12 protein-coding genes are annotated in these 14,390 nt (G+C 68.3%); 3 read left to right on the top strand and 9 right to left on the bottom strand.

What is annotated here, in order from left to right:
- Position 1 precedes the first annotated feature (1 nt).
- Positions 2 to 214 carry a hypothetical protein gene (locus tag ACCD11_RS07990; RefSeq protein ID WP_007831182.1) on the top strand — a complete coding sequence of 71 codons (213 nt, stop codon included), beginning with the start codon at positions 2 to 4 and terminating at the stop codon, positions 212 to 214.
- A 10-nt stretch (positions 215 to 224) separates the two neighbouring features.
- Here ACCD11_RS07990 and ACCD11_RS07985 read toward each other — a convergent pair whose 3' ends face one another.
- The 8 genes from ACCD11_RS07985 to ACCD11_RS07950 are packed head-to-tail and all read right to left on the bottom strand — an operon-like array spanning position 225 to position 9,917.
- Positions 225 to 1,682, bottom strand: coding sequence for an N-acyl-D-amino-acid deacylase family protein (locus ACCD11_RS07985; protein ID WP_413313401.1), 1,458 nt, complete (start codon positions 1,680 to 1,682; stop codon positions 225 to 227).
- A gap of 16 nt (positions 1,683 to 1,698) precedes the next feature.
- Positions 1,699 to 2,697: an ABC transporter ATP-binding protein gene (locus tag ACCD11_RS07980; RefSeq protein ID WP_413313400.1), complete on the bottom strand. Its 999-nt coding sequence runs from the start codon at positions 2,695 to 2,697 to the stop codon at positions 1,699 to 1,701.
- Complete coding sequence (locus ACCD11_RS07975) at positions 2,694 to 3,734, bottom strand: ABC transporter ATP-binding protein (RefSeq protein WP_007831171.1); 1,041 nt, start codon at positions 3,732 to 3,734, stop codon at positions 2,694 to 2,696. Before ACCD11_RS07975 ends, ACCD11_RS07980 begins: the two co-directional genes overlap by 4 nt.
- Positions 3,735 to 3,744: 10 nt before the next feature.
- Complete coding sequence (locus ACCD11_RS07970; protein ID WP_413313530.1) at positions 3,745 to 4,638, bottom strand: ABC transporter permease; 894 nt, start codon at positions 4,636 to 4,638, stop codon at positions 3,745 to 3,747.
- A gap of 24 nt (positions 4,639 to 4,662) precedes the next feature.
- The gene (locus ACCD11_RS07965) at positions 4,663 to 5,598 is read right to left on the bottom strand and encodes an ABC transporter permease (RefSeq protein WP_007831166.1); all 936 of its coding nucleotides are present in this window, start codon (positions 5,596 to 5,598) and stop codon (positions 4,663 to 4,665) included.
- An 18-nt stretch (positions 5,599 to 5,616) separates the two neighbouring features.
- A complete protein-coding gene (locus tag ACCD11_RS07960) occupies positions 5,617 to 7,209 on the bottom strand; it encodes an ABC transporter substrate-binding protein (RefSeq protein WP_413313399.1) in 1,593 nt (530 codons plus the stop codon).
- 47 nt (positions 7,210 to 7,256) lie between these two features.
- A complete protein-coding gene (locus ACCD11_RS07955) occupies positions 7,257 to 8,708 on the bottom strand; it encodes a M81 family metallopeptidase (RefSeq protein WP_413313398.1) in 1,452 nt (483 codons plus the stop codon).
- 51 nt (positions 8,709 to 8,759) lie between these two features.
- Positions 8,760 to 9,917, bottom strand: coding sequence for an NAD(P)/FAD-dependent oxidoreductase (locus ACCD11_RS07950; RefSeq protein WP_413313397.1), 1,158 nt, complete (start codon positions 9,915 to 9,917; stop codon positions 8,760 to 8,762).
- Positions 9,918 to 10,119: 202 nt separating this feature from the next.
- On the opposite strand from ACCD11_RS07950, the gene ACCD11_RS07945 reads away from it, so the two are divergent.
- Together ACCD11_RS07945 and ACCD11_RS07940 are read left to right on the top strand one after the other, a co-directional pair.
- Complete coding sequence (locus ACCD11_RS07945; RefSeq protein ID WP_413313396.1) at positions 10,120 to 10,833, top strand: helix-turn-helix domain-containing protein; 714 nt, start codon at positions 10,120 to 10,122, stop codon at positions 10,831 to 10,833.
- 99 nt (positions 10,834 to 10,932) lie between these two features.
- The gene (locus ACCD11_RS07940) at positions 10,933 to 12,192 is read left to right on the top strand and encodes a M20/M25/M40 family metallo-hydrolase (RefSeq protein ID WP_413313395.1); all 1,260 of its coding nucleotides are present in this window, start codon (positions 10,933 to 10,935) and stop codon (positions 12,190 to 12,192) included.
- A gap of 42 nt (positions 12,193 to 12,234) precedes the next feature.
- Here ACCD11_RS07940 and ACCD11_RS07935 read toward each other — a convergent pair whose 3' ends face one another.
- Positions 12,235 to 14,271, bottom strand: a complete 2,037-nt coding sequence (locus ACCD11_RS07935) for a DUF3300 domain-containing protein (RefSeq protein ID WP_413313394.1) — start codon at positions 14,269 to 14,271, stop codon at positions 12,235 to 12,237.
- Positions 14,272 to 14,390: the final 119 nt, after the last annotated feature.

The following is a 14,390-nucleotide window of genomic DNA, read 5'->3' as shown; positions in this document are numbered from 1 at the left end:
CATGAACACCATCGACGCCACCGCGCGATCCGCTGCGCCCGCCGAAGACGACGAGGACGACATGCCCGCCGATGACTTCGAGGAGCAGGATGCCGACGTGTCCGACGACCTGTCGGAGGAAACGGGTATCGACCTCACCGATGCGAGCGAGCTCGATGCAGACAACGTGCCGGCCGACGAGGAATTCGATCGCGTCATGAACGCGCCCGACTGACCTCGCTCGCTCAGGCTGCGTCGCGCCGCGTGATTACCTGTCCGTTGCGTGCCCCGCTGTGCACGCCGGCGCGCCAGGTCACGGCGCCGTTCACGATCACCGCGTCGATGCCTTCGGCCGCCCGCGTCGGCGTTTCGTAGTTCGCTGTGTCGCGCACCGTCGCGGCGTTGAAGATCATCACATCGGCGTGGTGCCCCGGCTTCAGCGTGCCGCGCTCGTGCAGGCCGAAGTTGCGGGCCGTGAGCCCGGTCATCTTCCACACCGCCGTCTCCAGCGGGAACAGGCCGACATCGCGGCTGTAGTGGCCAAGCACGCGTGGGAAGGTGCCCCACAGGCGCGGATGCGGCTTCTCGCCCAGCGGAATGCCGTCGGAGCCGATCATGGTCTCGTCGAAGGCGAGGATGCGCTGCACGTCGTCCTCGTCCATCATGAAGTAGATGGCGCTGCCGGGCTGCAGCCGTTTCGCCGCCTCTTCGCCCGACACGCCCCATTCGGCGGCGATGTCCTTCAGGTCGCGGCCCGCGCACTCGGGATGCGGCACGCTCGACGCGATGAGCACGCGGCCTTCCATCATCCCGCGGTCGGTGCGGATCATGGTGGAACCCGCCGTGTACGGATAGCAGTCGAGCCCGATGCACTGGTGCTGCATCGCCTCCTTGATGAAGGGCAGCGTGACTTTCGTCTTGCCGAAGTTGTGCGTGTTCTGCACCTTGTGATGCGACACCACCACCGGGATGTCGAGCGCGCGGCCGATGTGGAAAGTCTCTTCGAGCGACTCCATCACGCGGTCGCTCTCATCGCGCATGTGCGTCACGTACAGCGCCTTGCGTGCGGTGAGCGGGCGGCCAACCTCGATGATTTCCTCGGTCGTCGCCTTCACGGCGGGCGGGTAGAAGGTGCCGGTCGACATGCCGATGGCGCCGGCCTGCATCGCTTCTTCGACCAGCGCCTGCATGGCTGCGATCTCGCTGTCGTTCGCGGGGCGGTCGAGGTCGGCCATGGCCACGGCGCGCAGGGTCGAGTGGCCGACCATCGCGGCCACGTTCACCGACGATGGCGTGGCGCGCAGCGCGTCGAGGTACGCGGCGAAGCTCGTGAAGCGGCCTTCCGCGGGCGACTCGAGCAGGCTCAGCGGCATGGGCAGGTCCATGTCCACGCGCAGCGGCGCGGCGCTGATGCCGCAGTTGCCCGCCACCACCGTGGTCACGCCCTGCGACACCTTGAAGGGCATCTGCGCCTGAGACAGCACAGCCTGGTCGTCGTGCGTATGCGAGTCGATGAAGCCCGGGGCGACGATGCGGCCGGTGGCGTCGATCGTCTGTTCCGCCGTGTGGCCCGCGAGCTTGCCGATGGCGACGATGCGGTCGCCGACGATGCCGATGTCTGCATCGAAGCGCGGCGCCTTGGTGCCGTCGATCACGGTGCCGCCGCGGATCAGAAGTTCGTAGTGAGGGAGCTTTTCGGACACGGGAGAAATCCTTTCTTCAGCGGAAATGGCAAGCGACCAGATGGCTTCCGTTCGCGGACGACGACGGCCGCTCGCCCAGCTCGGGCGCCTTCTCCTTGCACACCGCCTGCGCCATCGGGCAGCGGGTGTGGAAGCGGCAGCCCGAAGGCGGGTTCGCCGGGCTCGGCGGATCGCCCTGCAGCAGCATGCGCCGCGCCGGCGTGCGCGGGTTGGGCACCGGCACGGCTGACAGGAGAATCTCGGTATACGGATGCAGGGGCGCCGAGAACAGCGTGTCCCGGTCGGCGATCTCCACGATGTGGCCGAGGTACATCACCGCCACGCGATGGCTGATGTGGCGCACCACCGCAAGGTCGTGCGCGACGAAGAGATATGCGATGCCGAACTCGGCCTGCAGGTCCATCAGCAGGTTGACGACCTGAGCCTGCACCGACACGTCGAGCGCCGACACCGGCTCGTCGCACACGATCAGCTTCGGGTTCAGCGCCAGCGCCCGCGCGATGCCCAGGCGCTGGCGTTGCCCGCCCGAGAACTCGTGCGGAAATTTCTTCGCCGCTTCCGGCCGAAGGCCCACGCGCGAGAACAGCCACTGCACCCGTTCGCGCCGCTCGGCCGCCGCGCCCGTGCCGAAGTTGCGCATGGGCTCGGCCACGATATCGCCGGCCGTCAGGCGCGGGTTCAGCGAGGCGTACGGGTCCTGGAAGATGATCTGCAGCTGCCGCCGGCGCATGCGCATCTCGTTCGAGGAAAGCGTCAGCAGCTCCTCGCCTTCGAGCTGCACCGAGCCCGCGCTGGGCTCCACCAGCCGCAGCACCGATTTGGCCGTGGTCGTCTTGCCGCAGCCCGATTCGCCCACGAGCGATAGCGTTTCGCCGCGAGCGACGTCGAACGAAACGCCATCCACCGCCTGGATCGGCGGCCGGGCCGGCCGCAGCCAGCGCTTGGGCGTGGTGTAGTGCTTGCGCAGGTTGCGCACCTGCAGCAGCGGTGCGGTCGTTGTTGCTGCTGTCGTCATGCGGCCATCTCCTCGGCGCCGGCCGGTTGTGCCCAGTGTTCCTCGACGGCGAAGCAGGCCACCACGTGGTCGCCCTCCTGCGGCACCAGCTTCGGCGTTTCGGTGCGGCAGCGTTCACGCGCGTGGCTGCAGCGCGCGGCGAACGCGCAGCCCCGGCCCAGCTCGTGCGCGGCCGGCACCAGTCCCGGAATCTCGGTCAGTCGCGTGCTCGCGGTGTTCATCGCGGGCATCGAGGCCATCAGTGCGCGGGTGTAGGGATGCAGCGGGCGGTCGAACAGGTCGATGACGTCGGCTTCTTCCACCTTCTTTCCGGCGTACATGACCACCACGCGGTCGCAGCTCTCGGCCACCACGCCAAGGTCGTGCGTGATCATCACCACGCCCATGCCCAGCTCCTTCTGCAGCCGCTTGATGAGGTCGAGGATCTGCGCCTGGATGGTCACGTCCAGGGCGGTCGTCGGCTCGTCGGCGATCAGCACCTCTGGGTTGCAGGCCAGGGCCAGCGCGATCATCACGCGCTGGCGCATGCCGCCCGAAAGCTGGTGCGGGTACTCGTTCACGCGGCGCTCGGGCTCGGGGATCTGCACCACGCGCAGCATCTCGACCGCGCGCTTCATGGCGTCGGCGCGACTGGCCTTCTGGTGCAGCTGCACCGTCTCGGCGATCTGCCGGCCCACGGTGAGCACCGGGTTCAGCGATGTCATCGGCTCCTGAAAGATCATCGAGATGCGGTTGCCGCGGATCTGCCGCATCTCGCGTTCGCTGAGCTGCATCAGGTCGGTGCCGCGCAGCCGCACGGCGCCCATGTGGCGGCCCGGCGGCGTCGGCACCAGCCGCAGGATCGACAGCGCGGTCACGCTCTTGCCGCAGCCCGATTCGCCGACCACGCCGAGCGTGCGGCCCGCGCGCACGGTGTACGAAACCCCGTCGACCGAGCGCACTACGCCCGCCAGCGTGTGGAAATGGGTGCGCAGGTTGTCGACTTCGAGCAGCGGCTCGCCGGGGGCAAGTGCGGTGTGGGACATGGTGATCGTCATGGCATGCCCTTCACAGTTGCCGCGCCAGGCGCGGGTCCAGCGCATCGCGCAGGCCGTCGCCGAGCAGGTTGATGGCCAGCACCGTGGCCGCCAGCAGCAGGCCCGGGTACAGGATGATGTGGAACGCCACCGCCACGAAGTTGCGGCCCTCGGCCATCATGTTGCCCCAGCTCGGCGTCTGCGACGGCACGCCCACGCCGAGGAACGACAGCGCCGCCTCGGTCAGCACCGCCGCCGCCGCCACGAAGGTGGCCTGCACCACCAGCGGCGCCACGATGTTCGGCAGCACGTGGCGCAGCAGGATCATCGGCAGCCGCGTGCCGACCGCGTGCGCGGCCTCCACATACAGCTGTTCGCGCAGCGTGAGCGCGAGCGAACGCACCAGCCGCACCACGCGCGGAATCTCGGGCACGGTGATGGCGACGATCACCGTCGTCAGGCTGGCGCGCGTCACGGCCATCAGCGCGATGGCCAGCAGGATGCCGGGGATGGCCATGAGCCCGTCCATCACCCGCATGATCGGACCGTCCGCCCAGCGCACGAAGCCCGACACCAGCCCGAGCACGACACCGAAGAAAGTGGCCAGCACCGCGACCGTGGCACCCACGATCATCGACACCTGTCCGCCCCACACGGCGCGGCTGAACACGTCGCGGCCGAGCGCGTCGGTGCCGAACCAGTGCTCGCCCGACGGCGGCTGCATGCGCATCAGAGGGTCGATGTCCTGCGGGTCGTGCGTGGCGACCCAGGGGGCGCCGATGGAGAGGGCTGCCATCAGGATCAGCAGCAGTGCGCCGATGATCAGCGTCGGGTGTTTGCGCGCCCAGCGCCAGCGCGGCGGCACGAAGGGGGTGTCGCCGTGTGCATCCGGCACCGTGGGGGCGGGCGCGTCGATCTCGCTCATGGGGAGGACCGTGGACATGTTTGTTCAGTACTGGATGCGCGGATCGAACAGGCGGTAGCTCAGGTCGATCAGCAGGTTGATCAGCACGTACACCCCGGCCGACAGCAGCAGCACGCTCTGGATCACCGGGTAGTCGTGGCGCTGCACCGAGTCGATCACCAGCCGACCTACGCCCGGAATGGCGAACACCGTCTCGGTGACCACCACGCCGCCGATCAGCAGCGCGATGCCCGCGCCCACGGTGGTGGCGATGGGAATGGCCGCGTTGCGCAGCGCGTGGCCCAGCACCGGCAGTACGCCCAGGCCCTTGGCGCGGGCGGTGCGGATGTAGTCCTCGTGCAGCACCTCGAGCACGGTGGCGCGCGTCATGCGCGTCACCAGCGCGATGTAGACCAGCGCCAGGTTCACGCAGGGCAGCACCAGCGAGCGCAGCCACTCGCCCGGGCCTTCGGCGAAGCGCACGTAGCCCTGCACCGGAAACCACGGCAGCTGGATCGCGAAGCTGTAGACCAGCAGGTAGCCCACGAGGAACACCGGCACCGAGAAGGCCAGCACCGCGAACAGCATCACCAGCCGGTCGATCCAGCTGCCCGCGCGGTAGGCCGCGAGCGTGCCCAGCGGCACCGAGACCACCAGCGTGATGAGCATGGTCAGCGCCGCGATCGACACGGTGGGCTCCAGCCGCTGCCCCAGCAGCTGCGTGACCGGCATCTGCGTGAAGATCGAGGTGCCCAGGTCACCGGTGAAGAGCTTGCCGATCCACAGCCCGAACTGCTGCCACAGCGGCAGGTTCAGGCCCAGCGCGGCGCGCAGCTTCTCGATGTCTTCCGTGGTGGCGAGGTCGCCCGCGATGAGCGCGGCCGGGTCGCCCGGCGAAAGATGGATCAGCAGGAACACCACCACGGCCACCACCGCCATGACGGGCAGGGTCGCGATGAAGCGTCGAACGATGTAGCCCATGGCGGTGCCCTCGAATCCTTATTGCCTGTCGAGCGCCCAGACTGTCGGCATGCCGGACCACAGCTCGTCCAGCCCCTTCAGGCTGGTGCGCGCGGCGAAGGCGGCCGAGTACTGGCCCGCATTGATGTACGGCACGGCTTCATACGCGCGGGCCTGGAACGCGTCGAGCAGTTCCTTGCGCTTGGCGGGCACGGTCTCCTTCAGCCATGCGGTGCGCAGCTCGTCCAGCTGCTTGTCGCAGGGCCAGCCGGGCAGGGTGTTGCCGCAGGCCGCGCTCAGGTAGGCATTGCTGATGGGCGAGTTGGCATCGAACTCGCCGGCCACGGTGACGTACATGTTCCAGCCGCCGGCATCGCCAGCGTCGCGCTTGGCGCGGCGCGCGCCGATGGAGGCCCAGTCCATGGTCTGGGCGTCGACGTTCAGGCCGATGCTCTTCATCGTCTGCGCGGCCATCAGCGCCTCGGCGTTCAGGTAGGGCACGTCGCTGGGTACCAGCAGCACCACCTTCTCGCCCTTGTAGCCGGCGTCGGCGAGCATCTTCTTGGCCTTGGCGACGTCGGCCTTGCGGTAGGGCTCGGCGCCGGCCGCGGTGTCGTTGGGGCTGCCGCAGATGAACCAGGTGGCGCAGTAGGCCATGCGCATGTCCAGCGGGAAGCCCATGGCCGCCATGAAGCGCTCCTGGCTCACGGCCTGCAGCAGCGCCTGGCGCACCTTCGGGTTGTTGAAGGGCGGATGCAGCTGGTTCATCACCAGGAAGCCCTGGTAGGCGCCGCCGGAGCCGATCTTCACGCCCGTGTCGGTGCGCAGCGGCGTGATGTAGTCGGGCGGCAGCTGCTCGATGATGTCGACCTCGCCGCGCTTGAGGGCGGCCACAGCGCTGTTGGCGTCAGGCAGGTAGAGCCACTCGACGCGATCGAAGCTGCTCTTCTTGCTGCCGGCCAGGCCGCTCGGCGGCTCGCTGCGCGCCACGTAGTTGGGGTTGCGCACGAACACCGCCTTGTTGCCCGGCACCCATTCGTCGCGCTTGAAGATGAAGGGGCCGGAGCCCAGCACTTCGGTCAGCGGCGCGGTGGCCGGCATCTTCGCCAGCCGCTCGGGCAGGACCACCGGCGGAAAGCCCGAGGGCTTGGCCAGCGCGTCGAGCACCATCCCGAAGGGCTCGTTGAGCGTGAGCGTGAAGCTGCGCGCGTCGGTGGCCTTCCACTCGGCACCGCTGGCCGTCATGGCGCGGCCGAGGCTGTCGCGTGCGGCCCAGCGTTGCAACGAGGCGACCGCGTCGGCCGAGGTGACGGCGCTGCCGTCGGAGAACTTGAGGTTGGGGCGCAGCGTGAAGCTCCACTGCTTGCCGTCCTTCGAGGCGGTGTACTTCTCCACCATCTGCGGCTGCGGCTTGCCGTTCGCGTCCTGCGCGAAGAGCGTGTCGTAGACCATGTAGCCGAAGTTGCGCGAGATGTAGGCGGTGGTGAAGGTCGGGTCGAGGATCTTCAGGTCGGCATGCGCCACCACCTTCAGCGTCTTGGGCTGCGGCGTCTGGGCATGTGCGGGAAGGCTCGCCGCGAAGGCGGTGGAAAGGGCCAGGGCGGCGAGAGCGCCAAGCGTCCGTCGTTTCATCGTCGGTTCTCCGGTGAGGGCAGGCAGCAAAAAAAAGAAGGAAGGGCTCAGGCCGCGACGCCGATCGGCCATTTCGGCAGGCGGGCCTTGCGATACGGCAGCGTGTTCAGGTCGAGCGTGACGGCGCCCGGTGCGCCTGCGTAGATGACGTGCTTCGCCACCTTGGAATACGACGCGTAGAAATGCTGGGAAGACTTCACGACGATGATCTTCTTGGCGGCGAGGTCGCAGCCCAGCTGCGTGAAGAGGTCGGTGCCCATCGCCTGGTTGCGCAGCGTGATCAGCACGATGTCGATGCCGTTGGCCTCGACCAGCGCGCTGTCGCCCATCAGCGTGGGCGTGCCGGCCAGGCCGGTCATCACCAGGTCGTGCTTGAGCGCCTTCACGGTGCATTCGACATCGAGAGGGTCGCCCGACAGCGGGCTGATCTTGCCGCCGAGGCGCATCGGCAGCTTCGCGCCCACGCCCGCGTCGAAGGCGATGCGCACCGCTATCGGGTCCCACAGCGGGCCCAGCGCCGCATTGGTGATGCCGCGCTCGACCATGCGGCGCAGGATGAAGGTGGAGTCGCTGGCCGCGCCGCCGCCGGGGTTGTCGGCGCCGTCGGAGATGACCACCGGGCCGCTGTCGAAGGCCAGGGCCTCGTCCAGCGATGCATCGATGCCTGGGTAGTTGACGGTGAGACCGTCGCGCATCGCGATGACCTCGTCGGCGAGCTGGCGCGCCAGCAGGTCGGCCTTCGCCTTGTCGCCGTCGGTGTAGACCAGCACCTTGGTGCCCATCTCGGGCACGTCGCCCCACGAGAAGCCGTGCGTGAGCGAGATCGAGAGCACGCCGTCCTTGCCCTCGAGCGACTGCATGCGCTCGACGAAGCCGCGCGCCGGCTGGCGCGAGGTGTGGACCGTGACGATCATGTCGCAGTCGACCACCGCGGGCACCGGCCGCACCTTGCCCTCGACCGTGGCGGCGCAGATGTCGACCAGCTCCAGCCCGCGTTCGAGCACGTCGGTGTGCGGGTACTCCTTGAAGGAGATCATCACGTTCGCGTTGGAGATCATCTGCGGCGTGAGGTGGTTGTGCGGGTCGAGCTCCGCGCCGATCACCACGTCGGGCCCGACGATCTGCCGCACGCGCGCCAGCAGGTCGCCCTCGCAGTCGTCGTAGCCGTCGGCCACCATCGCGCCGTGCAGGCCGAGCAGCACCATGTCGACCGGCAGCACCGCGCGCAGGTCGTCGAGCAGCTCGTCGCGCAGCGTCTCGTAGGCGTGGCGCGTGGTCGTGCCGCTGGGCTGCGCGCCGGCCACCATGCCTTCGAACAGCGTCCAGCCCTTGTCGGCGCCGCGCATGCGTGCGGCCCACAGCGGGCCCGAGAACAGCGTCATCGCCTCGGGGTGCTTGCCGGCGGGGAAGTAGCCACGGTCCTTGAAGGAGGCGAGGCCTGTCGGCATCGGACCGAAGGTGTTGGTTTCGGTGGCAAGGGAAGCACTGAAGACGCGCATGGTCGGACCTCGTGGGGTGGGTTTGTGTTTGTTGTCGGAGGCGGGCCGGGCTCAGCCCGCGGCCGTGCGCAACCGCTGCGGGCCCAGCATTTCCGCCGTGAGCCCGAAGGAGGCGATGCGCTCTGGCAGCGGCAGCCCGCGCGCCAGCGCGGCGCAGGCCTCGCCCATGGCGGCCGATGTCTGGATGCCGTAGCCACCCTGCGCAGCCACCCAGAAGAAGCCGGGCACGCCGGGTTCGAAGCCGCCGACGAGATCGCCGTCGGCCACGAAGGAACGCAGGCCGGCCCAGGTGCGCGTGGGGCGGCGGATGGCGAGGGTGGTCGCTTCCTCGATGCGATGCATGGCGATGGCGATGTCCATCTCCTCCGGCTGCACGTCCTGCGGCTCGACCGGATCGGCATTGGCCGGCGAGCCGAGCAGCATGCCGGCGTCGGGCTTGATGTACCAGCCCTCGTCGGCGCCGAACACCATCGGCCAGTGAGCCACGCTCTGGCCATCGGGTGGCGCGAAGATGAACGCCGAGCGCCGGCGCGGCTCGATGCCCAGCGGCGGCACGCCGGCCATGCGGGCGATGGTGTCGACCCATGCACCGGCCGCGTTGAGCACCACGGGCGCTTCGTACATCGCGCCGCCGGCTTCCATTCGCCAGCGGTCGCCCACACGTTGAATGGCCGTCACGCCCGCATCGCACACGAGCTTGCCGCCCGCGCGCCGCATGCCGCGCAGATAGCCCTGGTGAATGGCGTGCACGTCCATGTCGGACGCATCAGGCTCGTAGACGGCGCCTTGCACCTGCTCGGGACGCAAGGCCGGCACCATCTCGCGCGCCTCTTCGCCGCTCAGGCGCGAGGCGCCGGTGTTCATGTCGCGCAGCACCTGCCAGTGGGCTTCGAGCTCGGCCATGTGGTCGGCGCCCGCGACCATCATCGCGCCGCGGGGCGTGAGCAGCGGGTGCTCGCTGAAGCCTTCGGGCGGGTGTTCGAGGAAGGCCCGGCTCGCCATGGTGAGGGCACGCACCTGCGCGGTGCCGTAGCTTTCCATGAAGAGGGCGGCGGAGCGGCCGGTGGAGTGGTAGCCGGGTTGCGATTCGCGTTCGAGAAGGATCACGCGGGCGTGCGGCGCGAGCCAGTGGGCCACCGAGGCCCCGGCGATGCCGCCGCCGATCACGAGGAAGTCAGCCACGATGGGCTCTGCAGTGCTGGAAGTCATCGACGAAAAGTGTAGGAAGAAATTTGCGGATACGCAAATTAATTCAGAGATGCCAAGGGGAAACCATGATGCACCGTGCTGGTGAAATTTGCGTTCACGCAATTTGCGTATACGCAACTTTCGCGCCTGCGTCACGCGGGTTGGCATGGATGGCGCGCGCCCCGGCTGGCAGAATCTCCGGCACCACAGGAGAAAGCCAAGCGTGAATCCACACACAGGGACCAAGACGGGAGCGAAGCCCGGGGACGAGCCGCCCACGCTGGACCGCGCCACCTTCGGCAACCGCCTGCGCACTGCACGCAAGCGCTTCGGCTGGACGCTGGCTCAGCTGGCCGAGCGCTCGGGCGTGTCGATCACCACCATCTCGCGCGCCGAGCGCGGACAGCTCGCGCTGGGCTACGAGAACTTCACGGCGCTGGGCCGCGCTCTCGACATGGACATGAACGCCATGTTCGCCGGTGCCGGCGTCAAGCCCGCGCAGCTCGACGGGCCGGTGGTCACGCGCGCGGGCAAGGGCGTGGTCTACAAGGGGCTTTCCATCGCCTACGAGTTCCTCGGCACCACCGCGGCGGGCAAGCAGATGAGCCCCATCGTCGGCACGGTGCATGCGCGAAAGATCCACGGCCCGGAAGACTTCGTGCGGCACGGCGGCGAGGAGTTCGCCTATGTGCTGTCGGGCGAGATCGAGGTGCACTTCGACAACGGCGAGGTGGTGCGCATGGCCAAGGGCGACTCGCTGTACTTCGACAGCCGCCTGGGCCACGCCTATATCAGCGTGAGCCGCCAGCTTGCGCGCATCGTGGGCATGACCATCGGCGAGAGCGGGCACATGCAATCTGCGCGCGAGGCGCCTGCGTTGAAGGCGCCTCGCAAGACCGGGGCCGCGAAGAAGACCGCGGCTCGGGCCAAGCGCTGAGTAGCGTTCTCGCGCGGCGCCGGGTGTCTCCGATTTGCGCGCGGCCGGCGCCTTGCCCCGCTATGCTTGCCGTCGCCATTCACTCGGAAACCGAACATCATGACCATGCGTTCTTCCTTCTTCGCTCGCTGCTCGATTGCCGTGGCTTGCAGCCTGGTGCTCGGCGCTGCGCACGCCGCACCCGACGCCAAGCTGCTCGCCGCCGCCGAGAAGGCGCAGCCCGCCGTGATCGACAACCTCAAGGAGATGGTGCTGATCGAATCGGGCAGCCTCAACGTCGACGGCCTGCTCAAGATGGCTGACGTGGTGGAAGGGCGGTTGAAGGCCGCCGGCTTCAAGACCGAGCGCCGCAAGGCCACGGCCGGCGCGGGCGCCGACCTCGTCATCGGCACCCTCAAGGGCACGGGCAAGCGCAAGATCATGCTGCAGGGTCACATGGACACGGTGTACGCGCCCGGCATCCTGAACAGCCAGCCCTACAAGGTCGACGGCAACCGCATCTACGGCCCCGGCATCGCCGACGACAAGGGCGGCCTCGCGGTGATGCTGGCGTCGCTGAAGATCCTGGCCGACGCCGGCTGGCGCGACTACGACACGCTCACCGTGCTGATGAATCCCGACGAGGAAGTGGGCTCGGTCGGCTCCGGCGAACTGATCGCCACCATGGCCGACCAGCACGACACGGTGCTGTCTTTTGAACCGACGGTGGCGAAATCGGTGGCCAAGGGCGAGTCGCTGCTCCTGGGCGCGGCCGGCATCGCACAGGCAACGATGGAGGTGAAGGGCCGCGCCGCGCATGCCGGTGCCGCGCCCGAACTGGGCCGCAACGCGCTGTACGAACTGTCGTACCAGATGCTGCAGACCAAGGACCTCGCCAAGGACATTCCCGGCGTGACGCTCAATTGGACCGTGGCACGCGCCACCGGCCCCATCAACCAGATCACCGAGAAGGCGCAGGCGCTGGGCGACATCCGCATCACGCAGCCGGGCGCCGAGAAGAAGCTCAACGAAGCGCTGCAGGCCAAGATCGCCGCCGGCAAGCTGATTCCCGACACCGAGACCACGGTGAAGGTGGAAGTGGGCCGCCCGGCCTTCATCGCGGGCGACAAGGGCCGCGCGCTGGCCGAGAAGGCGCAGGCCATCTACAAGGAAATCGACCGCGAGCTCGCGCTGACGCCGATGACCGGCGGCGGCACCGATGCGGGCTACGCGGGCCGTTCGGGCAAGGCAACGGTGGTCGAGAGCTTCGGCCTCGCGGGCTTCGGCTATCACGCACGCGACGAGTACATCGAAGTCGATTCGATCGTGCCGCGCATCTACCTCGTCACGCGGCTGCTGACCGAAATCGGCAAGAACTGACAGGTTCTGAAAAGAGCCGGCATGCGTTAGCCGGCTCGCCGCTCAGGGACGCTCTTGCGGCTGCCCTGGTTCGCCGTGACGGGGCGGGCGATGGGCCGCTGCTGCTGCTGCTGCCGCTGCCGCCGCCACGCGCTGTTGTTGCTGTTGCGCCTGTTGCTGGGCGTGCTGCTGCGCTGCCTGCTGTTGCTGCGCCTGTTGTTGTTGGCGTTGCTGTTGCATCTGCATCGCCTGTTGCTGCTGTTGCTGGTGCGCGGCTTGCTGTTGCGCCTGTTGCTGGCGCATCTGTTCCATCTGTGCCTGCTGCTGCTGGCGCGCTTGGTTCTGCGCCTGTTGCTGCTGTTCCCGTTGGTGCTGGATCTGGGCCTGTTGTTGCTGCTGTTGCTGGTGCGCGGCTTGCTGTTGCGCCTGCTGCTGACGCATTTGCTCCATCTGTGCCTGCCGCTGCTGGCGCGCCTGGTTCTGCGCCTGTTGCTGCTGCTCCCGTTGGTGCTGGACCTGTGCCTGTTGTTGCTGTTGCTGTTGCTGCAACTGGGCCTGCTGCTGCGCTCGCGCTTGCTGTTGTGCCTGCTGTTGTTGCTGCATCTGCTGGCGTCTTGACTGCTCCAACTGCGCCTGCTGCTGCTGCTGCTGTGCTCCCGGCGGTTGGCCCGCGAGGCGCGCCGGCGGGTGCTGCTGCTGATGCGCCTGTTGTTCTGCCTGCTGCGCTTGTTGTCGACGCAATTGGTCCTGCTGCTGTTGCTGAAGCTGTGCTTGCCGCCCCTGCTGCTGTTGCTGCAGTTGCTGCGCGTGAAGCTGCTGCGCCTGTTGTTGTTGCGCCTGCTGCTGCGAGCGCTGCTGCGCCTGTTGCTGCATCTGCTGCTGGCGAAGCAGGGCCTCCTGCTGGCGGGCCTGCTGTTGTTGCTGCTGCTGCTGGGTCAGCGCGGCTTGTTGCTGCATCTGCTGTTGCTGCTGCGGCGCGAAGCCCGGAGCGGTCGCGAAGTTGGGTGCCGCGGCGCCGGCCGGCAGCCCGCGCGGTGCGCCGCCGTTGTTGTTGTAGACGGTGCGCACGTTGTTCACGTTGTTGACCACCGTGGTCGAGCGCGAGATGTAGGTGTTGTTGTTGTAGACCACGGCCGGGCGGTAGGCCGGGGGCGGCGGTGCGCCGCGGTCTCGGGCGCGCCAACCCGGCGCGCCCCAGTTCACGTTCCACGAATGCCAGCCCCAGTCGTGCCGCTCCAGCGCCGCACCGACCACCACGCCGGCGCCGAACGCGAGCACGCCGGCCGTAATCATCTGGCCCTGGCTGTAGCCCGGCGCCACCTCGACCGGCGGCGCATACGCATAGCCGGGGTACACCGGCTGCGGCGTGCCGTAGATCACCTGCGGGTCATAGGCCGGCACATACACCACGTCGGGCTGCACGGGCTCGATGGTGATGTATTGCGGCGGCGGTTCGATCACCGCGGGGCCGCTGTAGTACGCGGCTTGTGAATCGGGCACGGGCGCGTAGTTCTGTGGCGTCGCCGCGCTGACCACGCGCAGCTTGTCGTTGTTCTTGAGCCGGCCGGCCTTGGCCGCGCGTTGCCGCATGACCTGGATCGCGTTCATCACGTCGGTCGGGTCGTTGTAGTAGGCCTTGCCCAGCGACTCGGTCCACGGGATGTTGGCGGCCATCTGGTCGACCACGCTGCGGAAGGCGGTGAGCGACTTCACGCTAGGGTCCCAGGGCTGCTGGTTGGCTGCATCGGCCAGCGGTCCGGCCTTGAGGCCGCGGTTCTGCGCGAGCCAGTCGTGCGCGGCGGTGATCTGCTCGGGGTAGGTGGCGCCGGCCAGGATCTGCGCGACCAGCTTGTCGGGGTACAGCGCAATGGGCGCGACCATCTGGTAGAGCTGGTCGGCCGAGGGTGGCACATAGGCCACTGGCACGGCTGCAGGCGCGTTGTTCTGCGGCACCGACGGCGCGGGAATGGACGATGCGGCGGGGTCGACGGCAGCGGTCGGCGTGCTGGTTGGCTTGTCGCAGCCTGCGATGGCGAGTGCGCCGATGCACACCGAAATCGTCAGGAGCCGCGGGACCGTCGGGCGATGGGTTTTTGTCATCTGGAGTTCCATGTGGGCGCCGGCGTCGGCCCGGAACTCTTTCAACGGTGCGCGGCGGCAGGCGATGACAAAGCCTGCGCCCCGGATGCAACGGTCTGTGTCGGTTCTGCGCGGTCAAG

It is taken from the genome of Variovorax sp. Varisp36 (assembly GCF_047304235.1).
Taxonomy (GTDB): domain Bacteria; phylum Pseudomonadota; class Gammaproteobacteria; order Burkholderiales; family Burkholderiaceae_C; genus Variovorax.
Note: the sequence above shows the minus strand (reverse complement) of the source record. Positions and strands in the feature narration are given on the sequence as shown.